Genomic DNA, 24,164 nt, shown 5'->3' with positions numbered 1-24,164 from the left:
ACGAGACTTACAAAACCCTACATGCCTTGACACTGTCCTGGATCAATACTCGTCACTGCATCTTGTGCTTGTCATACAGCCTACTAGAGCCCGGGCGCCCGGTCCCTGTTTCCTGCTGTGTCGGGATGTCGCAGCAGGGTGAGCCGCCCCTTGGCTAGAAGGCCCCGGCGCTGCGCAGGACCAGGTGCACCATGAAAACGGTATAACCGACGAACAGCGCCAGCAGCATTGCCCCCTCGAGCCGGTTGATCCGCCCGGGGCGCCCCTTCCAGCCGATCGCGAAGACCGTCATCAACAGCGTCATGACGGTCATCAGGGTCCAATCGCGCATCAGCACTTCGGTGGCCGCCTCGATCGGATGAATCACCGCGGCCAGGCCCACCACGCCCAGCGTGTTGAACAGGTTGGAGCCGACCACGTTGCCCACCACCAGGTCGTGTTCTCCCTTGCGCAGGGCGCTGAAGGAGGACGCCAGCTCCGGCAGCGAGGTGCCGACGGCAACGATGGTCAGCCCGATGATCAGGTCGCTGACCCCGAAGGCGACGGCGATCTCCACCGCCCCCCATACCAGCAGCCGCGAACTCAGCACCAGCAGCAGCAGGCCGACGAAGGTCCAGATGATCCCGGTGCGCAGCGACATGGGGTGCGCCTGCAGGCTCTCCTCGGTCTCGTCGGCCAGCGGGTCGGAGCCGCTGCGCCGGGCCTGCCAGATGCTGTAGCCGACCATGGCCGCCAGCAGCACGAGCAGCAGGCCGCCTTCGAGCCGGCCGATCATCCCGCCCCACAGCAGCAGCGCCGACAAGAGCGTAACGGCGACCAGAATCGGCAGCTCGCGCCGCACCACGCTGGAGTGCACCGCCAGCGGCGAAACAACCGCCACCAGCCCCAGGATCAAGCCGATGTTGGCGATGTTGGAGCCGTAGCCGTTCCCCAGCGCCAGGCCCGGGTTGCCTTGCCCCGCCGCCAGCGAGGAGACCATCAGCTCGGGCGCCGAGGTGCCGAAGCCGATCACCAGCATGCCGACCAGCAATGGCGACACGCCCAGCCGCCTTGATGTCGCCGCCGCTCCGTCGACGAAGCGTTCGGCACTCCAGACCAACAGCACGAGACCGGCCAGCACGGCCAATAGGGGTAGTAACAAGGTCGTCTCCTCGAGGAACATTCAGGGGCGAATGTTTGTATATGGTACGCGGGGCGTCAACATGCCACACTTTGGAAGCAGCCGACACGGCTTTCCTAAGACAGGATGCGAGCAGCCTCGCTCCACCAGCATTCGAGTCGACTCGCCAGTGCCCTACAGGTTTTCGCGCCCACCGCTCGTCCCGAGCGCCCCCTTGGTCGATCAGGCCCCGCCCGAGGCACGCACCTCGCGCCGCCGGCTGCGTGCCTGCCACGAATGCGACTGGCTGGTGGCGCTGCCCCCGCTGCGGCCCGGCCAGCGGGCGGACTGCCCCCGCTGCGGACACACCCTGGCGACACGCCACCGGCAACCTGCCCAGCGCAGCATGGCGCTGGCCATGGCGGCGATGGTCGCACTGCTGCTGGCGATCTCGTTTCCGTTCGTCAGCTTCAGCACCAGCGGGGTCGGCAACCGTATCGAACTGACCCATACGGCCACGACGCTGATCGGCTTCGACCAGCCGCTGGTGGCGATCGCGGTGATCATGACGATCGCCGTGCTGCCGGGCCTCTACCTGCTCGGCGTCATGTGGCTGCAACTGGGCCTGCTGCAGGGTCAGCCACTGCCGGCCAGCCGCACCATTGCCCGCACCCTGGCCCATCTCAACCCATGGATGATGGCCGACGTATTCATCATTGGCGCGCTGGTGAGCCTGATAAAGGTGGCGGACCTGGCCCAGATCGAGCTCGGCCTCTCGTTCTGGGCCTTCTGCGCCTTCGCCCTGCTGCTGCTGTTCACCACCCAGTCGATCGATTCGGACTGGATGTGGTTCTCGCTCGCCGGCGAACCGCTCGCCCCCGAAGGAGCCCGTACCGGCACCACGGCCGCCGGCCAGGGCCTGACCGGCTGCCCCACCTGCGGGCTGGTCAACCGGCTGGAGGCCGGCGGCGGCGGATACTGCCGGCGCTGCGGGGAACGACTGCACGCCCGGCTGCCGCACAGCCTCCAGCGCACCTGGGCGCTGCTGGCCGCCTCCGCGCTGATGTACATTCCGGCCAACGTCTACCCCATCATGACCACCACCAGCCTCGGTCACAGCGATCCATCCACCATCATCGGCGGCGTGGTGGAACTGATCCAGATGGGCTCGTGGCCGGTGGCCGCGGTGATCTTCATGGCCAGCGTCATCGTGCCGGTGGGCAAGCTGGTGGCGCTGGCCTGGCTTTGCCTGGTGGTGAAGCGCAGCAGCGAGCTCAACGCCAGCCACCGCACCTGGCTTTACCGCCTGACCGAGTTCATCGGTCGCTGGTCGATGGTCGACGTCTTCGTGGTCGCCATCCTGGTGGCGCTGATTCGCGCCGGCTCGCTGATGTCGATCACCCCCGGCCCCGCCGCCCTGGCGTTCGCCGCCGTGGTGGTGCTGACCATGCTGGCCGCCATGACGTTCGACCCCCGCCTGATCTGGGACACGCCCCTGCCGCGTGACCGACCTGCAACGCAAGGAACCACCGGATGAGCGACACTCCTCGCGACAACGAGGCCTCCCGCGACATGCACCGTGCCCGCCCCACGCCGCAGCGGCGCCTCTCGCCAATCTGGATCGTGCCCATCGTGGCGATGCTGATCGGGCTATGGCTGGTCTACGACAACTATCGCAGCCGCGGCCCGCTGATCACTCTGACCATGAGCAGCGCGGACGGCATCGAGGCCGGCAGCACCCTGATCAAGACCCGCAACGTCGAGGTCGGCCGGGTCGAGCGCGTGCAGCTCTCCGACGACATGTCGCACGCCGTGATCACCGCGCGCATGTCCCCCGATACCGATGACCTGCTGACCGAGGGCAGCCGCTTCTGGGTGGTCAAGCCGCGTATCGGCCGCGAGGGGATCAGCGGCCTGGGTACGGTGCTCTCGGGGGCCTACATCCAGCTCGAGCCGGGCGGCGGCGAGTCCGGCGTGCGCGAGTTCCAGGTCAGCGACCAGCCCCCCGTCGCCCCCGCCGACGCGGCCGGGATCCGCGTCAATTTGGTCAGCCAGCTTGGCAACTCGCTGCGTACGGGGGATCCGGTCACCTACCAGGGCTACACCGTGGGACGCGTCGAGGAGGTCGACTTCGACCCCGACCTGCGGCGCATGAACCAGCGCATCTTCATCGAGAGCCCCTACGACCGCCTGGTCACCGACGGCACCCGCTTCTGGTCGGCCAGCGGCGTCGACCTGCGCCTCGATGCCGACGGCATCCGCGTCAACGTGGAATCGATCGAGGCACTGCTGGGCGGGGGCGTCACCTTCGGCGTTCCCGACGACCTGCCCCGCGGCCGCCCGGTCGAGGATGGTGCCACCTTCAACCTCTACCCCGACGAAGAGAGCGCTCGTCAGGGCACCTTCAATCGCTATCTCGAATACGTCCTGCTGGTGGAGGACAGCGTGCGCGGGCTCTCCCGCGGCGCCCCGGTGGAGTTCCGCGGCGTACGCATCGGTACCGTGGCCAGCGTGCCCTGGGAGTTCACCGCGACCCAGCCGGAGACCCGCGGCGGTTTCGCCATCCCGGTGCTGATCCGCATCGAACCGCAGCGCCTCGGGATCGAGAACCAGGAAGTCGACCTGGAGGAGTGGGACCAGCGCTTCCGGCGCCTCTTCGGCCGCGGCCTGCGTGCCTCGCTCAAGTCGGGCAACCTGCTCACCGGGGCGATGTTCGTCGACATCAACTTCTACCGCGAGGAGGCCGACGACTACGTTGCCGAGACGTTCAGCGAGCGCACCGTGTTCCCCACCACCTCGACCGGATTCGCCCAGATCGAGTCCCAGGTCACGGCCCTGCTGGAGAAGCTCAACGCGCTCGAGATCCAGCCGCTGCTCACCGGCCTGGAGCGCAACCTGGCCGCCTCCGAGGCCATGCTCGGTGAAGTCCGCGAGCTGAGCGCCTCGCTGCAGGGCGTGCTCGACGACCCCGGCACGCGCAACCTGCCGGCCAACCTCAACGCCTCGCTGGAAGCCCTGCGCGAGACGCTGGAGGGGATGTCGCCGGAGTCCAGTGCCTATCGCGAGCTGACCGGCGCCGCCGAACGGCTGGAGCGCACCCTGCGCGAGCTGCAGCCGGTGACCCGTACGCTCAACGAGAACCCCAGGGCGCTGCTGTTCGACAGCCTCGACGCCGAGGACCCGACGCCGCGCGCACCGCGAACCAACTGAGGAAGCCAGCCCATGAATCGCTATGCTGTTGTCGTCGTATCGGAAGGGAGTGTTGCATGAGGCGGATGATCCGGCTCGCCCTGGTGGCGGGCATATTGCTGCTGGCCAGCGGCTGCGCCTCGTCCTCGGCGCCGGCCAACCGATACCTGCTACCCGACGCCGGTACCGCAGCGAAGGACGGCAACCCTACCACCGAGCACCTGCTGATCGTGCACTCGCCGCGCCTGGCGCACTACCTGGATACCGATGGCATCGTCCTGCAACTCGACGACATCACGCTCAACGCCGCGCGCCAGCACCTCTGGGCCGAGCCGCTGGGGCGCCAGCTGGAGCGCGGCCTGCGCGCCAGGCTGAGCGAGCGCCTCACCGATACCCGGGTCATGCGCGACGATGCCAGCCTCGGGCGCAGCGAGGCCCTGCGCCTGCGCCTCGAGGTGGACCGCTTCCAGGGGCGTCATGACGGCCTGGCCATCGCCAGCGGCCAGTGGCAATTGTTGGCACCCGATGGACGTCTGCTGGCCATGGAGCCTTTCCATGCGGAGACGGTGCTCGACGACGACGGCTACCCGGCGCTGGTGCGCGCGCTGGGCAGCAGCTGGGACCAGGTGGCCGGCGAGATCGCCGCCGGCATCAGGCAGGCGCGCTGAGGCACGGTCTTACTGCATATTCGAGATGGCTGTGGCATACTGGTGCCTCGCGGCGATTCGTGGTCCCTCCTGCCGCGCCCCTGAACCGAATTTCTCGCGTCCTGGCCCGGGACTGGTCATGTGCATGTCGCACACGACGAGGCCATGACGTATCTGCGGAGACCGCATGACCCTCTTTTCCGATCTCGGCCTGCGTGCCGAACTGCTGCGTGCCGTCGAGGCCCAGGGCTACACCACCCCGACCCCGATCCAGCGCCAGGCCATTCCCGCCGTGCTCAAGGGCGGCGACCTGCTCGCCAGCGCCCAGACCGGCACCGGCAAGACCGCCGGCTTCACCCTGCCGATGCTGCAGCGTCTGGCCGATGGCCCACGCCCCGGCCCGCGTCAGGTACGCGCACTGGTGCTGACCCCGACCCGCGAGCTAGCCGCCCAGGTAGGCGAAAGCGTCGCCGATTACGGCCGTCATCTGACCCTGAAGAGCCACGTCATCTTCGGCGGCGTCGGCCAGCAACCCCAGGTCGACGCCATTCGCCCCGGCCTCGACGTGCTGGTGGCTACCCCCGGCCGGCTGCTGGACCTGCACCAGCAGAAGCACGTGGACCTCTCCCGCGTGGAGATTCTGGTGCTTGACGAAGCCGACCGCATGCTCGACATGGGCTTCATTCACGACATTCGCAAGGTGCTGCGGGTGCTGCCCGAGAAACGCCAGAACCTGCTCTTCTCGGCCACCTTCTCCGACGAGATCCAGGCGCTGGCCGCCAAGCTGCTCGACAATCCCGAGAAGATCTCGGTGGCTCGCCGCAACACCACGGCGGAAACCGTCGACCAGGCGGTCTACCGCGTCGACCGGGAGAAGAAGCGCGACCTGCTGGCGCATCTGATCACCCGCCACGCCTGGCATCAGGTGCTGGTCTTCACGCGCACCAAGCATGGTGCCAACCGCCTGGCCGAGCAGCTCTCCAAGCAGGAGATCCCGGCCATGGCGATCCATGGCAACAAGAGCCAGTCGGCACGCACCAAGGCGCTGGCGGCGTTCAAGAGCGGCGACCTGCAGGTGCTGGTGGCGACCGACATCGCCGCCCGCGGCCTGGACATCAGCGAGCTGCCTCACGTGGTCAACTTCGAGCTGCCCAACGTCGCCGAGGACTACGTCCACCGCATCGGCCGCACCGGCCGTGCCGGCAGCGAGGGCCAGGCCGTTTCGCTCGTCTGCGTCGACGAGCACGGGCTGCTGAAGGGCATCGAGCGGCTGATCAAGCGCGACCTGGAAAAGCACATCGAGCCCGGCTTCGAGCCCGACCCGAACGCCAAGCCCGAACCGATCGAGAACGGGCGCAACCGTCGCGGCGGCCGTTCGGGCCAGGGCGGCGCCAACCGGGGCCAGTCGGGACAACGTGACGGCAACGCGGCCGGCGGCGACGCTCAGGCGCCACGACGCCGGCGCAGCCGCGGGCCGCGCACTCGCCGGGCCTGAGCGACACGCACGCGGCGGCTTGGTGGTTGGCGAGAGGTGCGGGATGGTATACGGTTTGACGGCTGGCGGATCCAACCCCGACACGCCGCAAGCCACTGATTCCCATCCCACCTCGCCGGGTGACGCAAGGAGACTCGAGCATGCTCAAATGGCTGACCGGAAAGCAACCGATTCCGGTCTGGGTCATCAAGCAGATCGATGACAGCCTGCTGCATCTCTGCGGCCAGGGCAGCGTCGAGCCCCGAGCCAAGCGCAGCAGCGTCGTTGAGTGCCTGCATGCCGGGCGCTACGAAGGCGCCGTCACCATGGCCTGTGGCGGTCTGGTGCTCAATGCCCGCCTGTTCGCTGCCCTGGTGCCGCTCGAGTCCCTGCAGCTGGACGAACAGGGCCACGCCCACTGGAACGGCCGCAGTTGGTACGTCGCCCAAGTGCCGCAGCGCTGCTGGACCTTCGAAGGCCGGCTGGTCTCCCAGCGCCAGGTGCTGGGCAACCAGGAGCAGCTGATCAGCGTCGAGGACGTATCCGACATTCGTCGCCAGCTGCAGGGCGCCTCCGCTCCCGGGCGGGTCAACTACGACCCGCGCGGCGTCAACGAGCACCCCCTGATTGCCCGCCGCGACGTGGACGACGCTGCCGTACGAAATGACACCAGCAGAGGAACCGACAAGTGGCGAGGCCATGACGACTGACGCCCGTCCCGATCGCCGACGCCTCGTCCTCTTCCTGTTGCTGATGGTACTGGTGGGCCTCAACCTGAGGCCCGCCCTCTCCTCGCTCGCGCCCCTGCTGCTGCGAATTCGGGCCGATACCGGTCTGTCGCCATTGGCCATCGGGGCCCTGACCACCCTGCCGGTGCTCTGCCTGGGTGTCTTCGCGCCGCTGGCGCCCTGGCTCGCCAAGCGCGCGGGGCCAGAAAACACGCTCGCCCTGGCACTGGGCCTGTTGATTCTCGGCCTGTTGCTGCGCGGCCTCCCGGCCGTGGTGCTGCTGTTCGGCGGCACCCTGCTGGTGGGCGCCGCCATCGGCGTTGCCGGCACGCTGCTGCCAGCGCTGGTCAAGCGCGAGCTGCCCGGCGGGGCAGACCTGATGACCGGGGTCTATACCATGGCCCTGTGCCTGGGCGGCGCCCTCGGCGCCGGCCTGAGCATTCCCCTGGCCGATCTCATGGACAGCTGGCGTTGGAGTCTGGTGAGCTGGGGGCTGCTGGCCGCGGTGGCCCTGCTCGCCTGGGTGTCGTTGATGCCGCGCACGCCTCGCAACCTGCCCGCGCCGCCCCCGGGCGGCAGCATGCGCGAGCTGCTCGGGCAGCCGCTCGCTTGGCAGGTAATGCTGCTGATGGGCACGCAATCCTCGCTGGCCTACATCGTCTTCGGCTGGCTGCCAACCCTGCTCCAGAGCCGCGGCTACAGCGAAGCCGAGGCCGGCTGGCTGATGGGCGCTTCGGTCATGGTGCAACTGATCTCGGCGCTGGGTGCGCCATGGCTGGCGCGTTTCGGCCGTGACCAACGCCCGGCGCTGCTGCTGGTACTGGGCTGCGTGGCGGGCGGCCTGTGGCTGCTGCTGCAGGCCGGGCAGAACTGGCGCTGGCCCGGGGTGGTGCTGCTGGGGCTCGGCCAGGGCGGCAGTTTCAGCCTCGCGCTGACCCTGATCGTGCTGCGTACGGCCAATTCACGCCTGGCCGGCAAGCTCTCCGGCCTGGCCCAGGGCGGCGGCTACACCCTTGCCGCCATGGGACCGCTGGCGGTGGGCGTGCTGCTGCAGTTCGAGGTCTCCATCGATGCCATCACCATCGTGCTGCTGCTGATCGTGGCCGTCGCCATTACCTTCGCCCTGCTGGCAGGACGCAACCGTCGCCTGGATCTGGATCAGAGCGGTAGGCTGTTCACGCGCTAACCCCCGCCAACCTGAACGCTTCTTGACCTCGATCAACACCGTGCCGGCGCCCCGGCATGCTAGCCTGTCTCTAATCTTTCCACGAGGCAGCCCCTACGCCATGTCCCGCGTCGTGTTCCAGGCCCGCGGCCTGAAGCGCTTCTATCCGATGGGCGAAATCACCATCCAGGCGCTGCGCGGCGTCGATCTGGAGCTGCATGCGGCGGAGCTGGTGGTGATGCTGGGGGCTTCAGGTTCGGGCAAGTCCACCCTGCTCAACATCCTGGGCGGCCTGGACAGTCCCAGCGAGGGCTCGCTGCTCTACTATCCGAGCGACCCACGCGACCCTCATCACTCCGTCCCTCGCCACTCGGGTACGACTTCGCCCGCACAGGCCCAGGGCATTGACCTGGCACATGCCAACCAGCGCGAGCTGACCCGCTTTCGGCGACATCACGTCGGCTTCGTGTTTCAGTTCTACAATCTGATCTCGAGCCTCACCGCGCGGGAGAATGTCGCCGTCGTCACCGATATCAGCCGTCACCCGCTGCTCCCCGAGGAGGCCCTGGCGCTGGTGGGGCTAGAGCATCGTCTCGACCACTTTCCTTCGCAGCTCTCTGGCGGCGAGCAGCAGCGGGTTGCCATTGCCCGCGCCGTGGCCAAGCAGCCAGACGTGCTCCTATGCGACGAACCCACCGGCGCCCTCGACTTCCAGACCGGCATCCGGGTGCTGGAAGTCCTCGAGCGCATCAATCGCGAAACCGGCACCACCGTGGCGATCATCACCCACAACGAGGTGATCGGCGACATGGCCGATCGCATCGTGCGCCTGCGCGACGGCAGGGTCGAACGGCTGCAGGCCAATGCCCGGCGCCGCATGCCGCAAGAGTTGCGCTGGTAGCCGGACGCAGGTATGCAGACACTCGACCGCAAACTGTATCGCGACCTGTGGCGTCTCAAGGGGCAGGCGCTGGCCATCGCCCTGGTCATCGCCAGCGGCGTGATGACGCTGATTCTCGCCGTGACCACGCTGGAGGCGCTGTCCGGTGCCCGCGACCGGTTCTACGCCAGCCATCACTTCGCCGAGATCTTCGCCGAGGTCAAGCGCGCCCCCCTGGGCGTGCTCGAGCAGCTGCAGCGGCTCGATGGCGTCAACCTGATCGAACCCCGGGTTCGCGCCGCGGTTCGGCTGGCGGTACCCGGTTACGGCGATCCGGTACGCGGCCTGTTGCTGTCGCTGCCCGACGGTCGCCAGCCGCTGCTCAATCGGCTCCATCTGCTGAGCGGCAGCCTGCCGGAAGCCGGGCGCGACGACCAGGCCATCGTCTCCGACGCCTTTGCCGAGGCGCATGGTCTGCGACCGGGCGACACTCTGGAGGCGATCGTCAACGGCCGTCATACCCGGCTGACGATCGCGGGTATCGCGCTGAGTCCCGAGTATCTCTACCAAGCCGCCCCCACCGACCTGATGCCTGACTATCGCCGCTATGCGGTGCTGTGGATGAACCAGCGCTCGCTCTCCCGCGCCTACGGCATGGAGGGTGCTTTCAACAGCCTCAGCCTGACGCTGCAGGCGGGGGCCAGTCGGGACGATGTCATCGACGCCCTCGACCTGGCGCTGGCCCGCTATGGCGCCATCGGGGCGCAGACCCGCCATGACCAGCAGTCGCACCGCTTCATCGAGGAGGAGCTCAACCAGCAGCGCCTCATGGCCACCGTACTGCCGGCGATCTTTCTGACGGTGTCGGCTTTCCTGCTCAACGTGGTGATGGGGCGTATCATCCAGACCCAGCGCGAGCAGCTGGCCATCCTCAAGGCTTTCGGCTATCGCGACACCGAGCTGGCCCGGCACTACGGTTTGCTGGCGGCTGCGATCGTCCTGTTCGGCTGGGCCGTGGGCGTGGCGCTGGGCGGCTGGGCCGCCAGCGGCCTGGCCGAGGTGTATCGCGCCTATTTCCGTTTCCCCGAGATGCGCTTCGGCGTGCCGCCCTGGGCGCTGGCCCTGTCGCTTGGGGTGACGCTGTGTGCCGCCCTGGCCGGCACCTGGCACGCGGTGTGGCGAGCGGTCAGTCGCCCACCCGCCGAGGCGATGCGGCCGCCGGCACCGCATCGCTTTCGCCGCAGCTGGCTCGAAAGCCTGGTGCCCTCGACACTGCTAGGTAACGAAGGTCGTATCGTGCTGCGCAACCTGGCCCGGCATCCGGCCAAGGCCGGCTTCTCCGTGGTGGGGATTGCCCTGTCCGCCGGCCTGCTGATGATCGGCGCCTACCAGCTCGCCGCGGTGGACAAGATGATCGACCAGCAGTACCGCCAGGTACTGCGGATGGATGTCGAACTCACCTTCAACGACCCGACACCGGCCCGTGCCGCCGGTGAACTGCGCCACCAGCCTGGCGTACTGGCGGTGGAAACCTGGCGTCGGGTGCCTGCCACCCTGGTCCATGGCCATCGCGAGTACCGCACCAGCCTGCTTGGCCTGGACCCCGAGCCGCAGCTGCGCCGGGTACTCGACTCTCGTGGCCAGGCCCAGCCCGTGCCCGAAGCGGGCATCATGCTGACACGCCATCTGGCCGGGGTACTCGATGCAAGCATCGGCGATATGCTCGAAGTCGCGGTCATGGAGGGACGGCGCGAGCGCCTGCGCCTGGCTCTCGTCGCCGTGGTGGACGAGCCGCTGGGTGTCGGTGCCTACCTGCGCCGCGATACGCTCAACGCCCTGGTGCATGAAGGCCCTGCGATAAGCGGCGCGTGGCTGCTGGTCGACCCCGCGCACGCCGCGGAGCTGCACGCCGCCCTGTGGGAGATGCCCGCGGTGGCGTCGATCGGCCTGCTCAACGAGGCCGAGCGCGGCATACGTGAGTACATGGGCGAGACCCTGCGCACGTTCGCGGTCATCTTCGTTGCCATCGCTTCCTCCATCGCCTTCGGCGTGGTCTACAACAACGCCCGCATCGCCTTCGCCGAGCGCGCCCGGGAGCTGGCGACCCTGCAGGTGCTGGGCTACACCCGGGCGGAAGTCGCGCGGGTACTGCTGGGGGAGATCGCCCTGCTCACCCTGGCGGCCATCCCGCTGGGGTGGGCCATCGGCACCGTCTTCATTCGCCTGCTGCACGCCGCCTTCAGCAACGACCTGTTCCGCATACCGCTGGTCTTCAGCTCCCAGGTCTTCGGCTTCGCCGCCGCCGGCGTGTTGACCGCTTCCGCAGTGGTCGGCGTACTCGTCTTCCGCCGCCTCGGCCGGCTCGACAAGCTGCGCGTCCTCAAGGCCGTGGAGTGACGGTCCAAGTCTCCAGCACAACAGGGGAAGAACATGAAGAAAGGTCGCCGTTGGATACGCTACGCCATCTGGGCCGCGCTGGGACTCGGGCTGCTCGCCCTGCTGGCCTGGGCACTGCGCCCCATGCCGGTGCCGGTCAACGTGGCGAGGGTCAGCGTGGGGCCTTTCACCGATTCGATCATCGAAGAGGGCCGCACCCGCCTGCGCGATACCTGGAACGTCTCGGCACCGATCGCCGGCTTTCTCCAGCGCGTGACGATCGAAGAAGGCGACCGGGTCGCGGAAGACGATACGCTGTTCCGCCTCGAGCCGAATCCAGCACCGGCGCTGGACGTGCGTACGCGACAGCAGGCAGAGGACAGCCTGCAGGCCGCTCAGGCCCGGCTACGTGCCGCCCAGGCCAACCTCGAGACGGCACGCGCCGACCGGCGCTTCGCCGAGGCCGAGTATCAGCGCTACCGCCAGCTTCATGAACGCAATCTCATCTCCACCGCCGAGCTGGAGCAGCGCCAGAACCTGCGTGACCGGCTTCGGGCCTTGGAAAATTCCGCGGCTTCCGGGGTCGAGGTCGCGCGCTTCGAGGTGGAGAGCGCCAGGGCACTGCTCGCCGTGGCCAGCGGCCAGCGCAGCGAATCGGACCAACCGGTGCTGCAGGTTCGCGCTCCGGTGTCGGGGCTGGTGCTGACCCGCTACCGCTGTTGCGAGGGCAGCGTCTCGGCCGGCGATCCGATCCTGGAGCTGGGCAGCCTCGACGACCTGGAGATCCAGGTCGACCTGCTCTCCATGAACGCCGTGCGCCTTCGTCCCGGCATGAGCGTGAACATCACCGGCTGGGGCGGCGAACCGCTGACAGGCCACGTCAGGCGCATCGCGCCATCCGGCTTCACCCGCACCTCGGCGCTCGGCGTGGACGAACAGCGGGTCCCGGTGATTGTGGACTTCGCCGATGGGCTCGATCTGGCCACGCTGGGCCTGGGGAGCGGCTTTCGCGTCGATGCCGAATTCCTGGTCTGGGCGGCCGATGAGGTCCTGCAGATGCCCACCAGCGCGCTGTTTCGCCACCAGGGAGAGTGGAGCGTCTTCGTGATCGAAGCGGGGCGTGCCGTGCGCCGGTCAGTGGAACCGGGGCGACGCCAGGGGCTCGTCAGCCAAGTACTCTCGGGGCTCGAGGCGGGCGACACGGTGATCACCCATCCCGGCGAACGAGTCGCAGAGGGCGTCAGAGTCAGCGCCGACGAGTGAGTTCCCCGGCGAGTCCCGCTATCATGTCGCTCGCGCGCCCAGCCGCGCCCTCGAACACGACAATGCAGGAGCCGCCATGAACGAGTCCCCCTTCGCCGATCGCCCCGTGCTGGTACTGTACACGGGAGGCACCCTGGGCATGCTGCCCAGCGACCAGGGGCTGGCACCCGGTGGAGACATCGAGGCTCGATTGCGGCGCGCCCTGGCCACTCTCCCGCCCACGCGCCAGGCCCGCCTGCCCAGTTTCGCGGTCCAGGCGGCGGACGATCCCATCGACTCGAGTGCGGCGACACCGCGTGACTGGCAGCGCCTGGCGGGGACCATCGCCGCCCAAGTGGGTGAATATGCCGGCGTGGTCGTACTGCACGGCACCGATACCCTGTCGTGGACCGCCTCCAGCCTGGCCTATCAGCTTCAGGGCCTGGACCGCTCCGTGGTGGTGACCGGGGCCATGCATCCGCTCGAGGCCGAGGGCAGCGATGCCCTGGACAACATCGAGCTCGCCCTGCGCTTCGCCGCCAGGCCGGAGCTGCAGGAAGTCGCCGTGGCCTTCTGTGGGCGCCTGCTGCGGGGCGTACGCACCCGCAAGACCCACAGCGAGGCCGACGACGCTTTCGCCAGCCCCAACTACCCGATTCTCGGCGAGCGTGTCGAGGACGACGTGATCCTCTATCCCGGCCGCGGTCTAGAAACCCAGCAGCGCGGCGCTCCCCGCTTCGAACTTCCCGACTACACGGCACTGGCCGTGGGCGGCGTGGCCAGGCTCGCGCTCTGGCCCGGCATCCAGGCCTGGCAGCTCGACGCCTGGCTCAGCGACGCGCGAGTTCGCGGCGCGCTGCTCGAAGTCTGGGGTGGGGGCAACATCCCAGCGGACCCTGAACTGATCGGCGTGCTGGCCAAGGCCAGCGGCGAGGGCAAGCTGATCGCCGCGATCAGCCAGTGCCCGATCGGCAGCATCGCCCCGGGCCACTATGCAGCCGGACAGGGTCTGCTGCAGGCCGGTGTGCTGTCGGGGGATGCCATGACCCCGGAGGCCGCCCTGACCAAGCTGGTGCATCTCCTGGCCCAACCCCTCGATGAGCAGGAGCGTCGCCGACGCTTTCTCACCCCGCTGGTGGGCGAGCGTTGACCCCTGCGGCAGCGGCCGGCCATGCCCGGCATACCGGCTGGCGTCCCCCCGCAGCCGGGCTAAGGTGAACGTAACGAACCGGAATCCCAGGCGTAAGGAGCTGTGACATGGAGCATCCCGACCACCCCTTCAGCGAGCTATTCGAACAGCTGGGCCTTGCGGCCGATGAGGCCTCGATCAAGGCATTTCTCGAGCGCCACGCTCCGCTTCCGCCCGAGATGGCCCTATACCAGGCACCCTTCTGGAACCCCAGCCAGGCCGAGTTCTTGTATACGGCGCTGGAGGAGGATGCCGACTGGGCGGAAGTCGTCGACCACCTCGATGCATCGTTGAGGAAGCCCTAGTGTCTCAAACGCTTGGCAGCTAACCGTTCTGCTAGGCTTGGCCGGGGACAACAAGAACCAGCATGGGCGGGAACAATATGCCGATCGATAGGATATCGATAGCGGAATCATCTGGCGTGGCCGGCCTCGCCAATCTACAGCTACCGCCCTTGCCCGAAGCCCTGCGCACCCGACTGGCCGAATGCCGCACGCTGCCCAGCCTGCCGGCAGCGGCGGCGCGCGTGATCGCCATCGCCCGCTCGTCCGACCCTTGTCTTGCCGACTACGCCCGCACCATCGAGCAGGATCCCGCGCTCACCCTGCGGCTCCTCTCCATGGCCAACAGCGCCTCCTATTCGCGCGGCGGGAATGCCGTCTCCACCTGCCTGGATGGCGTCTCGCGCATCGGCCTGGACGCCACCTTGGCGATCGCCCTGAGTTTCGGCTTACCCCGCCCCGGCGCCGGCACCGTGCTCGACCACGAATACCTATGCCAGCGCGCCATCATCGCCGCTAGCGCCACGCAGGAGCTGGCCCAGCACCTTTGTCCCCAGGAAGCCTCGCAGCTGTTCACCACCGCCCTGCTGCAGGACATCGGCATCCTGGCGTTCGAGGCGCTGGATGGCGATGCCTATGCTTCCCACATCCCCGAACTTCGCCAGCACCACAGGCTGAGCGAGGCCGAGCATGAACGCTACGGCTGCGACCACGCCCTGGTGGGCGCCTGGTTGGCCGCCAGTTGGGGAGTGCCCGCCCCCATCGCGCTCGGCATCATCGACAGCCATGGCCAGCTCGCCGACGGCGATGCGCGCAAGCTCTGCCTGCGCCTCTCCTGCCGTATCGCCGACTGCTGGCTCGCCGCCGACTCGGCCTCCGCCTTCAGCGCCCTGCTGCGCCAGCTCGCTTCCGTCGCTTCGCTGGACATCGTCATGCTGATGACGGTCATGCAGGAGCTCCAGCATCGCCTGCCCTCGCTGGCCCGCCTGTTCGAGATTACCTGCCCGCCCGCCATCGACAGCACCCACCTGCTGGCAGAAGCCAAGGAGTTGCTCTTCGAGCAGAACCTGCGCATGACCATTCGGCTGGCCGAGCAACAGCGTGAACTGGAGGCGCTCCACGCCAGCCACGTCGTGCTCGACGAGCAGCACCGCACCGACCACCTCACCCAGCTGGCCAATCGTCCCTGGCTGGAGAAACGTCTCGCGCAGCACTTCGACTGCGCCCGCCAGACCCGGCAGCCGCTGTCGGTGATGTTCATCGATCTCGATCACTTCAAGCGCATCAACGATCGCTTCGGGCACCGTTTCGGCGACGAGGTGTTGATCCACTTCGCCGCCGCGCTCAACAACATGGTGCGCGAGAGCGATATCGCGGGGCGCTACGGCGGTGAGGAGTTCCTCGTGATCATGCCCAACACGCGGCGCCAGCATGCCGGCATCCTGGCCGATCGCATCCGCGAATACCTGGCCACCCAGCCCTTGGCCCAGGCCGACGGCAAGCCGCTGCACGTGACCGCCTCCATCGGCATCGCCGACCTGGAGGACGGTGAATTCGACGATGCCGCCGCCCTCGTCGACGCGGCCGATCACGCCATGTACCGCGTCAAGCATGGCGGCCGCGACGGCGTGGGCCACTACGAGGAGTCAGATCCCTCCGCCTGAATCACGATTCACCAGGCGGCAATTCAGTCGCCGCCAAGCGAACCAAACAAGACGACGAAGGCGGCCATCTGGCCGCCTTCGTCGTGATAGAGTGCCGGCCACCGGCCGCCCCGGGACTAGCCCGGCAGATCGCGCATCAGCAAAGCAAATTCGATTCGCTCCGCCGCGATGGCCTCGCCCGGCACGGGAATGCGCACCACATGACCCGAGCCCGGCGCCGCCTGGACCGATTCGCCTCGTTTGTTCTCGATGTGCTCGAGCTTGAAGCGCCGGTTGCCGCCGGGCAGCATCAGCTCCATGCCGTCGCCTACCTCGAAACGGTTCTTGACGTCGACTTCGAGCACGCCGCGATCGGGATCGTAGCCGATCACCTCACCGACGAACTGCTGGTGCACGCCGACCGAATTGCCGCGCTCGTAGTTCTGGTACTCGTCGTGCACGTGGCGCCGATAGAACCCCTCGGTGTAGCCACGGTTGGCCAGGTTGTCGAGTTCATCCATCAGGCGCATGTCGAAGGGCCTGCCGGCCACCGCATCGTCGATGGCACGACGATAGACCTGGGCGGTGCGTGCCACGTAGTAGTGGGACTTGGTGCGGCCCTCGATCTTGAGTGAGGTCACCCCCATCTCGGCGAGCCTGGGCACGTGCTGCACGGCGCGCAGGTCCTTCGAGTTCATGATGTAGGTGCCGTGCTCGTCCTCGAAGATTGGCATCAGCTCGCCCGGCCGGGTGGCGTCCTCGATCAGCGCCGAAAGCTCGTCCTGCCCCTCCACGCCGCCGGCGGTGGCCGTGCTGAGGGTGGTACTGCCGCCGCCCGACGCGATCAGGCCGCCCTGGCCGGGCGTCCACACACCGCTTGCCGCATGCGCCGCCGCCGAGTTGGCCGGCACCAGGTCGCCGGTCTCGTCCTGGGCCGCGGCCACGGTGTTGTATTGCCAGCGGCAGGCGTTGGTGCAGGTACCCTGGTTGGGGTCGCGGTGATTGAAGTAGCCGGAGAGCAGGCAGCGCCCCGAATAGGCGATGCACAGGGCACCATGGACGAAGGTCTCGATCTCGAGGTCGGGGCACTCGGCGCGGATCTCGGCGATCTCCTCGAGCGACAGCTCCCGCGACAGGATGATGCGGCTGATGCCCTGCCGCTGCCAGAACTTCGCCGCCGCCCAGTTGACCACGTTGGACTGCACCGAGAGATGAATGACCTGCTCTGGCCAGCGCTCGCGGATCATCATGATCAGCCCCGGGTCGGACATGATCAGTGCGTCCGGCCCCGCCTCGATGACCGGCTCCATGTCGCGCAGGTAGGTCTTGAGCTTGCTGTTATGCGGCGCGATATTCGACGCCACGTAGAACTGCTTGCCGCGCTCGTGGGCATAGGCGATGCCACGATGGAGGTTGTCGAGCTTGAAGTCGTTGTTGCGCACGCGCAGCGAATAGCGCGGCTGACCGGCATAGACGGCATCGGCGCCATAGGCGAACGCATAGCGCATGTTCTTGAACGTTCCCGCGGGGGAGAGCAGTTCGGGAGCTTTCATTGGGGTCACCGTTTTCAGGACGATGGCGGGTCACTGCCTGAAAACTGGCTGCGTTCGCCGACTTTTCAGACAGCGCTCGGGCGCTGATAGGGGCCGCATTATAACAGCACGGGCACCTCGCCAGCACCACCGAGCGACGTGCACTAGGCTTTCCGGTCAAGTAGAATGATGCGCGCCGGACCGGATCCCGGCGCCCGCCCAAGGCGGGAACGACAAATTCTCCGATACAGAGTCTCACTATGCCCCCGATATCTTCCCCCAGCGCCACCGTGGTGATCTACTCCGGCGGCATGGACTCCTTCACCGTGCTGCACCGCGCCCTGCGCGCAGGGCTCGAGGTCCATGCCCTCTCCTTCGATTACGGCCAGCGCCACGCCCGCGAACTCGAGGTGGCCGCCTGCGTTTGCGCCGCGCTCGGCGTACCGCACCAGGTGGTGGACATCCGCGCCATCCATGGCCTGATCGACAATTCGGCGCTGACCGATGCCAGCCGCGACATGCCCGAAGGCGACTACGGCGAGGAGAACCTCACCGCCACGGTCGTGCCCAACCGCAACATGATCCTGCTCTCGCTGGCCATCGCCAAGGCGGTCAACGTCGGCGCCGGGCGTGTCGACTACGGCGCCCACGGTGGTGACCACGTGCTCTACCCTGACTGTCGCCCCGAGTTCGTCGAAGCCATGGGCGCGGTGGCCGGCATCGCCAACTTTGCGCCGGTCGAGATTCATGCGCCCTTCCTGCGCTCGAGCAAGGCGGAGATTCTTGCCGATGGCCTGGCCATGGGGCTCGACTACGCCGAGACCTGGACCTGCTATCGCGGCGAGGCGCTTGCCTGCGGCCGCTGCGGCAGCTGCCGCGAACGACTCGCCGCCTTCGCCGCCAACGGCGTGAGCGACCCGCTCGCGTATGCCGCCGATGCGCCGCGCCCCGACCTTGCCGGCGGAGGGGTCTGATGTATCACGTCAAGGAAGCCTTCTACTCGCTGCAGGGAGAAGGGGCACGTGCCGGGCGCGCCAGCGTCTTCTGTCGCTTCAGCGGCTGCAATCTCTGGTCGGGGCGCGAGCAGGACCGGGCAGGCGCCGCCTGCCGCTTCTGCGACACCGACTTCATCGGCACCGACGGCCAGCACGGCGGGCGCTTCGCCTCCGCCGAGGCCTTGGCGGACCACCTGGTGGCGCTGTGGCCCATGGACAGCACGCGGGCGAAACCCTACGTGGTGTTCACCGGCGGTGAGCCGCTGCTGCAGCTCGACGAGGCATTGATCGAAGCTGCGCATGCGCGGGGCTTCGAAGTCGCGGTGGAAACCAACGGTACCCTGCCCGTCCCGGCCGGCATCGACTGGCTGTGCGTGAGCCCCAAGGCCGCCACGTCCCTGGTACTGACCCACGGCGACGAACTCAAGCTGGTCTACCCCCAGGCGGAAGCCCCTCCCGAGCGCTTCATCGACCTCGACTTCGGGCACTTCTTCCTGCAACCCATGGATACCGCGCCGCTGGCTGCCGGCGGCCACCATCTGGACGCGACAGTGGCCTACTGCCTGGCTCACCCGCAGTGGCGGCTCTCGCTGCAAACCCACAAGATCACGGGAATCGACTGATGACCCTATTCGTCAACCGGCTGACCCAGCTCGACGCCTCACTCTGGTGCCCGCAGCGCGGCCTCATCGGCGTCAGCTGGTTCGTCGATGCCGAGCTCGACGGCGAACTCGGCGAGGATGGCATGCTGTTCGATTTCGGTGAGGTCAAGCCATGGATCAAGTCGCGCCTCGACGCCGGCGCCGACCACACGCTGCTGGTGCCGACGCGTGCCGCCGGCATCAGCATCGCTGAGTGCAGCGAGGGAATCTGCATTCGCACCTCGCTGCCCTACCCGCTGGTGGTTCGCGCCCCGCGCCAGGCCTTCACCCTGCTGCCCTGGGCCGAGATCACCCCCGAGCGGCTCGCCGACTTCCTCGCCCGGGAGCTGATGAAGCGGCCACCGCCGCGGGTCAGCGACATCCGCCTGCGCCTGCGTCCAGAGGTCGTCGATGGTGCCGTCTACACCTACAGCCACGGGCTCAAGCACCACGGCGGCAACTGTCAGCGTATCGCCCACGGGCATCGCTCGCGCCTGCACGTCTGGCAGCGCGGCGAGCGCTGTCCGGCGCTGGAGGCACAGTGGGCCGGCTACCTGGACGATCGCTACCTGGTCGACCAGAGCGACATCATCGACCAGGTGGAACCCGAGATGCATCCCAGCCTGACCAGCCGCTATCGTGCCGAACAGGGCCGCTTCCAGCTGCGGCTGCCGCTGGAGCGCTGCATCGTGCTCGACTCGCCGACCACGGTCGAGCACATCGCCCGCTGGCTGGCCCGGCAGATTGCCGAAGAGACGGGAAGGCCCACGCGCGTACAGGCGTTCGAGGGGATCGACAAGGGGGCGATTGCCGAGGCGCGACCGTGAGCACCGGGACCGCACGGGCGGCCGGGGACACACCCACCCGCGCGCAATGCCGCCCCGGCTGCGGCGCCTGTTGCATTGCGCCTTCGATCAGCTCACCGATACCCGGGATGCCCCACGGCAAGCCGGCCGGCGTACGCTGCGTACAACTCGACGAGAACCATCTCTGCCGCCTGTTCGGCGACCCCCGCCGCCCCGCGGTATGCCTGCGCTTCGCCTTCGATAGCGAGCTGTGCGGCGAGGACCGCAATCAGGCACTGCAGCGAATTGCCGTGCTCGAATGCGGCACCTCTGCGTGAAGCCTCAGCCGTTGCCGACGGCCACGCGTCCACCGGTGTCCCGCTGAGGTAGCTGCCGGTCGAGCAGCATGCGCCAGCGGATCAGTACCGGGGCATCGCTGTGGCTCACGCTGTCGAGCAGCAACCGGAACTGCTCGCGCATGCTCTCGTCCTGGCCATCGACCAACGTCAGCCAGGCCTCGAGCGCGCACAGCTCCTGATGACGGTTCTCGTGCAGGCGTGCGCACTCCAGCGCCTGCTCCACGAGCCGCCTCACCTCGCTCGCCGGACGCTCGAGCCGATGACGCACACGCGCCAGCTGGACAGCCAGCTCGGAAACGAACAGGGTGCTGCGTTCACGCGCGATCATCAGGCACTGATCCAGGTAATCCTCGGCCCGGGGAAGCTCGTCCAGCGCCAGACAGGCGTCGCTGTACCACAGCGTCGGGCGATGGTAGCGGTCGCGGCCGGTGATCTCACCCAGCTCCTCCTGGGCCAGCTCCATCATCGTCAGGCCATCGCGATCGCCGGAGAGCGCCCGGCGCCACCCGAGGATGGCCTGGGCCGACACCTGCCACAGATGCAGGTCGGGCGTCTCGGTCAGGGCCACGGCCTGCTCGGCGCGCCGCGCCGCCAGGTGCACGTGGCCGAGCTGACGATAGAGCGCTGCGGCAAACAGCAGCGCCATGGCCAGCGAACCGGGGTGCCCGATCCGCTCGGCCAGGCGAATCGCCGCCTCGACCTGCTGCTCGGCACGCCGGTAGTCGCCGCGCAGGCAGATCGCCCAGCCCTGGAAGCAGGCCGCGGCCACCTGAGGATGCTCGGAGAACGGCAGCCACTCGATGAGCATCGCCTGCTCCAGCGGGGCGATCTCGTCGAGGTGCTCGAAGGCCTGGCGGATGCGGCCCGCCCAGTACTCGCAGTTGGCCCGGGCGTAGTCGGCGAGACGCTGGTAGCGAGGGTCCTCGAGACGACCGGCGATCGAAGCCAGGCTGGCAGCGAGCGAGAAGGCATCGGCGTGGGCATGGCGCTGGCTGCAACCGACCCACAGCCCCCACTTGACCAGGAAGGCCTGCTCGAGATCCTCGGCGTCCTCGGCGTGGCAGCCGCCATGCTCCACCAGCAGCTCGCGGGCGCGCACGAAGCTCTCGTGGGCGGTCGGCGAACCGTGCCCCTCGAGCGCGAAGGCGGCCTGGCCACGTACCGTCAGCAGGCTGATCTCGCGCTCCTCCTGGCCCTCCACGTGGCGCAGGCTGGCAAGACCGAAGTCGGCCATCTTCAGCGCGGTACGGTTGGCGCTGACCTTGAGCGCCTCGCGCGCCGCAAGCTCGAAGTAACGGGCGCCGCGGGCATAGTGCCCGCTGCGCCGCAGGTGGGTGGCGAAATCACCCGGATGCCGGCCGATCCACATCGGGAAGCGCTCCTCGATGAGGCTGACGACCTGGCGGTGGATACGTACCCGCACGTCGCGGGGACAGGAGAGATAGGCGGCTTCCTGCAGTAGCTGGTGACTGAACTGGTACTCGCGACAGCCACCCTCACCGCCGGCGGGCTCGATGATCTCGAGCCGGCGCATCTGCTCCAGGGCGCGGTGAAGCTGCGACATCTCCCAGCCGCTGCACTCGGCCAGGAAGTCGAACCGAAAACGGCGCCCCAGTACCGCGGCGACATGCGCGACCTCGCGGTCGCCGTCGAGCTGGTCGATGCGCCCGGCGAGCAGGCCGAGGAGTCCGCGAGGCAGTTCATCGAGCTGGACGCTGCGCCCTTCGCGGCGATCCATCTCCAGGCGCCGACAGATCTCCTGCATGTAGAGCGGTACGCCATCGCAGCGTTCGATGATCTGGCCCCGCAGGCGCGGGCTGAGGTGCAGGCGGTAGCGCCTGGCCAGCTGCGACAGCAGCCGCGACGACTGCATCGCATCGAGATGACTCAGGGTAACCTGCTGATCCCAATGCAGGCGCGTGGGCAGGGTCTCGCGCCCATGATGACTGGCGACCAGCAGGAAGGCGCAGTTGATCGGCAGGCGTGCCTGCAGCCCCGCCAATACGCGGAACGACGGCTCGTCGAGCCACTGCAGGTCGTCGATCATGAGCACCTGGGTGCGCTCGATGGCCTGGCGCTCGATGGCCCGGCACAGCAGCGCCACGACCAGGTCCACCGCCTCGCCGCTCTTGGCCAGCTGCGCCACCTCGGGCGACTCCCTGACGCCCAGGGCCTCCTCCAACAACCCCAGCTGTTCCGGTGTCAGCGCGAGTTCACACTGGTCGACCAGCTCCTCGAGGCACTCCTGGTCGAGCTTGCCATCGAGCCGCCAGCGCAGCAGCGTGCGCGCCACGCCGTAAGGCTCCAGCACCGACAGGCGCGTGGTGGGCTGCCAGCAGATCGCCGCGTCGCGGCTCAGCTCGAGCTGACGAAACCCCACCATCAGCGCCGACTTGCCCATGCCCGAAGCGCCCCTGACCAGCACACTCTGGCGCAGGCCGATGCCGGCACGGGCCAGGGCGTCGCGCAGCACGCGCAGCGAGGCCTCGCGGCCGACCAGGCTCGGCGGCATGGCATCGCGGCCGCCTTCGTTGTGGCCCAGCACCAGCGCCCGCAGCCGTACCCGGCCGTCGCTCGCCACCAGCCGCGAGGAGAGTCGCGGCTGCAGGTCCAGCGCCGGCGGCATGTGCTGGCTGGCTTCCTGAGAGATGACCAGCTCGCTGCCTTCCGCGGTACACATCAGGTCCAGCGCCCCCTGGGTGACCTGGCCCAGTGGGTCGACCAGCTGCCGCTCGGGCAGATAGACGACACGCCCGCTGTTGAGGCCGGCCGCCAGTTCGATGCGTGGTGGCTCGTCCTCGCCGCTCCAGTGCCTTGCCACCTCGTCGGGCAGCACGCGCCGACAGTGCTCGTAGAGCGCCACCAGCTCGGCCAGCTGATGGGCCGGGCCGTGGGTGCCGAAGCAGGCCAGGCCCAGGCCGCCGGTGGCACCGGGCAGCCAGAAGCCTCCCAGATGGTGGCACTGTTGTTCCAGCCAACGCATCAGCTCGATCTGCAGCGACAGGCAGGCGCGGATCTCGTCGCGGGCCGAGAACTCACCCTTGACGCGCAGGCGGATCGCCATCACCGACAGCTGACGCTGCTCGATCTCGTCCTCGCGCAGCGGTGAGCTGCCGGCCGCCAGCGTGCGCGAGAAGGCGCCTTGCGGCGACAGGCTCTGCAGGTCGGGGCTGCCATCCGACCAGTAGCGCGCCAGCTGCAGGAAGTTGGGTTCGGGCTGCTGGCCGGAGAGCGCCAGCAGCTGCAGGTAGGCGTTGTACTGCTCGTGCGCCGCGGCCAGCTGGCCCTGCTCGGCGAGCTGGCGCACCAGGCGCTCATGGAAGGGCCCATAGCCCGAGAAGCGGCTGACCAGGGTCTGCAGCAGCGCATCGGGTACTTCCTCGTTGCGCTCCAGTACGCCCTCGGCGAAGCGAATCACGCGCTGGCGCCACTCGTTGCGCAACTGCACCAGCCAGCGCTGGAATTCGGTGCAGGCGGGAAGCTGAAGCTCCTCCACCAGGTCGCCGCGGTAGCGCCGCAGCAGCCGTTCGAGCGTCACGACATCCTGCGCGCCTTCCAGCAGTTGCTGGAGTTCGTGCAGGTCGAAGCGCCAGCTCTCGGGGCGGCGGAAGGCGATGGTCTGACGCGAGACGACCAGTACGCGCTCGGCCTGCTCACCGAGCGACTGGCGCAGGCAGTGCAGCGCATGGCGCAGGTTGGTGCGCCCCGAGGAGAGCCCCTGGTCGGGCCACAGCAGTTCGGCCAGGCTGGCCCGGTTGACCGGTTGGTGGTGCAACAGCAGGTAGACCAGCAGCGCCTTGACCTTGTCATAGCTGAACTGGGTCAACACATCATCACCCAGTGCCAGCGAGAACTGGCCGAACAGCGCCAGATGATCACCCTCTTCACTGTTATGCTCGGTTACTGAAGCGTCCTGCATGACGGAACCCTGCATGGCAA

The 24,164-nt window shown here is 68.2% G+C and carries 19 protein-coding genes; 16 read left to right on the top strand and 3 right to left on the bottom strand.

Going from position 1 to position 24,164, the window contains the following annotated elements; translation table 11 throughout:
- Nucleotides 1-154: 154 nt before the first annotated feature.
- Nucleotides 155-1,141 carry a calcium/sodium antiporter gene (locus I4484_RS10085; RefSeq protein ID WP_197450806.1) on the bottom strand — a complete coding sequence of 329 codons (987 nt, stop codon included), beginning with the start codon at nt 1,139-1,141 and terminating at the stop codon, nt 155-157.
- 193 nt (nt 1,142-1,334) lie between these two features.
- On the opposite strand from I4484_RS10085, the gene I4484_RS10080 reads away from it, so the two are divergent.
- From I4484_RS10080 to I4484_RS10025, 12 genes are all read left to right on the top strand, one after another.
- On the top strand, nt 1,335-2,636 hold the full coding sequence (locus tag I4484_RS10080; RefSeq protein ID WP_197450805.1) for a paraquat-inducible protein A: 1,302 nt from the start codon (nt 1,335-1,337) through the stop codon (nt 2,634-2,636).
- Nucleotides 2,633-4,309 carry an intermembrane transport protein PqiB gene (gene pqiB, locus I4484_RS10075; protein WP_197450804.1) on the top strand — a complete coding sequence of 559 codons (1,677 nt, stop codon included), beginning with the start codon at nt 2,633-2,635 and terminating at the stop codon, nt 4,307-4,309. The genes I4484_RS10080 and pqiB overlap by 4 nt, the downstream gene beginning before the upstream one ends.
- Nucleotides 4,310-4,365: 56 nt before the next feature.
- Nucleotides 4,366-4,956: a membrane integrity-associated transporter subunit PqiC gene (locus I4484_RS10070; protein WP_197450803.1), complete on the top strand. Its 591-nt coding sequence runs from the start codon at nt 4,366-4,368 to the stop codon at nt 4,954-4,956.
- 166 nt (nt 4,957-5,122) lie between these two features.
- Nucleotides 5,123-6,430 carry a DEAD/DEAH box helicase gene (locus I4484_RS10065; RefSeq protein WP_197450802.1) on the top strand — a complete coding sequence of 436 codons (1,308 nt, stop codon included), beginning with the start codon at nt 5,123-5,125 and terminating at the stop codon, nt 6,428-6,430.
- 140 nt (nt 6,431-6,570) lie between these two features.
- Nucleotides 6,571-7,119: a hypothetical protein gene (locus I4484_RS10060; protein WP_197450801.1), complete on the top strand. Its 549-nt coding sequence runs from the start codon at nt 6,571-6,573 to the stop codon at nt 7,117-7,119.
- Complete coding sequence (locus tag I4484_RS10055) at nt 7,109-8,323, top strand: MFS transporter (RefSeq protein ID WP_197450800.1); 1,215 nt, start codon at nt 7,109-7,111, stop codon at nt 8,321-8,323. The genes I4484_RS10060 and I4484_RS10055 overlap by 11 nt, the downstream gene beginning before the upstream one ends.
- Before the next feature lie 100 nt (nt 8,324-8,423).
- Nucleotides 8,424-9,203: an ABC transporter ATP-binding protein gene (locus I4484_RS10050; protein WP_234283497.1), complete on the top strand. Its 780-nt coding sequence runs from the start codon at nt 8,424-8,426 to the stop codon at nt 9,201-9,203.
- Between the two features lie 12 nt (nt 9,204-9,215).
- A complete protein-coding gene (locus I4484_RS10045) occupies nt 9,216-11,579 on the top strand; it encodes an ABC transporter permease (RefSeq protein ID WP_197450799.1) in 2,364 nt (787 codons plus the stop codon).
- A gap of 33 nt (nt 11,580-11,612) precedes the next feature.
- Nucleotides 11,613-12,821: an efflux RND transporter periplasmic adaptor subunit gene (locus tag I4484_RS10040; protein ID WP_197450798.1), complete on the top strand. Its 1,209-nt coding sequence runs from the start codon at nt 11,613-11,615 to the stop codon at nt 12,819-12,821.
- Nucleotides 12,822-12,897: 76 nt separating this feature from the next.
- On the top strand, nt 12,898-13,950 hold the full coding sequence (locus I4484_RS10035; protein ID WP_197450797.1) for an asparaginase: 1,053 nt from the start codon (nt 12,898-12,900) through the stop codon (nt 13,948-13,950).
- A gap of 107 nt (nt 13,951-14,057) precedes the next feature.
- Nucleotides 14,058-14,294: a DUF2789 domain-containing protein gene (locus I4484_RS10030; RefSeq protein ID WP_197450796.1), complete on the top strand. Its 237-nt coding sequence runs from the start codon at nt 14,058-14,060 to the stop codon at nt 14,292-14,294.
- Between the two features lie 116 nt (nt 14,295-14,410).
- Complete coding sequence (locus tag I4484_RS10025; protein ID WP_197450795.1) at nt 14,411-15,934, top strand: GGDEF domain-containing protein; 1,524 nt, start codon at nt 14,411-14,413, stop codon at nt 15,932-15,934.
- A gap of 116 nt (nt 15,935-16,050) precedes the next feature.
- On the opposite strand, the gene yegQ is transcribed toward I4484_RS10025, so the two are convergent.
- Complete coding sequence (gene yegQ / locus I4484_RS10020; protein ID WP_197450794.1) at nt 16,051-17,466, bottom strand: tRNA 5-hydroxyuridine modification protein YegQ; 1,416 nt, start codon at nt 17,464-17,466, stop codon at nt 16,051-16,053.
- Nucleotides 17,467-17,705: 239 nt separating this feature from the next.
- Here yegQ and queC point away from each other — a divergent pair, with 239 nt between their 5' ends.
- The 4 genes from queC to I4484_RS10000 are packed head-to-tail and all read left to right on the top strand — an operon-like array spanning nt 17,706 to nt 20,204.
- On the top strand, nt 17,706-18,419 hold the full coding sequence (queC, locus tag I4484_RS10015) for a 7-cyano-7-deazaguanine synthase QueC (RefSeq protein ID WP_197450793.1): 714 nt from the start codon (nt 17,706-17,708) through the stop codon (nt 18,417-18,419).
- Complete coding sequence (gene queE, locus I4484_RS10010) at nt 18,419-19,063, top strand: 7-carboxy-7-deazaguanine synthase (protein ID WP_197450792.1); 645 nt, start codon at nt 18,419-18,421, stop codon at nt 19,061-19,063. Before queC ends, queE begins: the two co-directional genes overlap by 1 nt.
- On the top strand, nt 19,063-19,908 hold the full coding sequence (locus tag I4484_RS10005; RefSeq protein WP_197450791.1) for a 6-carboxytetrahydropterin synthase: 846 nt from the start codon (nt 19,063-19,065) through the stop codon (nt 19,906-19,908). Before queE ends, I4484_RS10005 begins: the two co-directional genes overlap by 1 nt.
- Nucleotides 19,905-20,204, top strand: a complete 300-nt coding sequence (locus I4484_RS10000; RefSeq protein ID WP_197450790.1) for a YkgJ family cysteine cluster protein — start codon at nt 19,905-19,907, stop codon at nt 20,202-20,204. Before I4484_RS10005 ends, I4484_RS10000 begins: the two co-directional genes overlap by 4 nt.
- A gap of 4 nt (nt 20,205-20,208) precedes the next feature.
- On the opposite strand, the gene I4484_RS09995 is transcribed toward I4484_RS10000, so the two are convergent.
- The gene (locus tag I4484_RS09995) at nt 20,209-24,144 is read right to left on the bottom strand and encodes an AAA family ATPase (RefSeq protein WP_197450789.1); all 3,936 of its coding nucleotides are present in this window, start codon (nt 24,142-24,144) and stop codon (nt 20,209-20,211) included.
- Nucleotides 24,145-24,164 lie beyond the last annotated feature (20 nt).

Source organism: Halomonas sp. SS10-MC5 (genome assembly GCF_015992245.1).
Lineage (GTDB): Bacteria > Pseudomonadota > Gammaproteobacteria > Pseudomonadales > Halomonadaceae > Halomonas > Halomonas sulfidoxydans.
The sequence above is the reverse complement of the archived record's forward strand: the minus strand, read 5'-3'. Positions and strand labels throughout refer to the sequence as shown.

Coding starts and splice junctions, on each gene's coding strand:
- pqiB (WP_197450804.1), top strand. CDS start 2,633: ATGAGCGACACTCCTCGCGACAACGAGGCCTCCCGCGACATGCACCGT.
- I4484_RS10070 (WP_197450803.1), top strand. CDS start 4,366: ATGAGGCGGATGATCCGGCTCGCCCTGGTGGCGGGCATATTGCTGCTG.
- I4484_RS10065 (WP_197450802.1), top strand. CDS start 5,123: ATGACCCTCTTTTCCGATCTCGGCCTGCGTGCCGAACTGCTGCGTGCC.
- I4484_RS10060 (WP_197450801.1), top strand. CDS start 6,571: ATGCTCAAATGGCTGACCGGAAAGCAACCGATTCCGGTCTGGGTCATC.
- I4484_RS10055 (WP_197450800.1), top strand. CDS start 7,109: ATGACGACTGACGCCCGTCCCGATCGCCGACGCCTCGTCCTCTTCCTG.
- I4484_RS10050 (WP_234283497.1), top strand. CDS start 8,424: ATGTCCCGCGTCGTGTTCCAGGCCCGCGGCCTGAAGCGCTTCTATCCG.
- I4484_RS10045 (WP_197450799.1), top strand. CDS start 9,216: ATGCAGACACTCGACCGCAAACTGTATCGCGACCTGTGGCGTCTCAAG.
- I4484_RS10040 (WP_197450798.1), top strand. CDS start 11,613: ATGAAGAAAGGTCGCCGTTGGATACGCTACGCCATCTGGGCCGCGCTG.
- I4484_RS10035 (WP_197450797.1), top strand. CDS start 12,898: ATGAACGAGTCCCCCTTCGCCGATCGCCCCGTGCTGGTACTGTACACG.
- I4484_RS10030 (WP_197450796.1), top strand. CDS start 14,058: ATGGAGCATCCCGACCACCCCTTCAGCGAGCTATTCGAACAGCTGGGC.
- yegQ (WP_197450794.1), bottom strand. CDS start 17,466: ATGAAAGCTCCCGAACTGCTCTCCCCCGCGGGAACGTTCAAGAACATG.
- queC (WP_197450793.1), top strand. CDS start 17,706: ATGCCCCCGATATCTTCCCCCAGCGCCACCGTGGTGATCTACTCCGGC.
- queE (WP_197450792.1), top strand. CDS start 18,419: ATGTATCACGTCAAGGAAGCCTTCTACTCGCTGCAGGGAGAAGGGGCA.
- I4484_RS10005 (WP_197450791.1), top strand. CDS start 19,063: ATGACCCTATTCGTCAACCGGCTGACCCAGCTCGACGCCTCACTCTGG.
- I4484_RS09995 (WP_197450789.1), bottom strand. CDS start 24,144: ATGCAGGACGCTTCAGTAACCGAGCATAACAGTGAAGAGGGTGATCAT.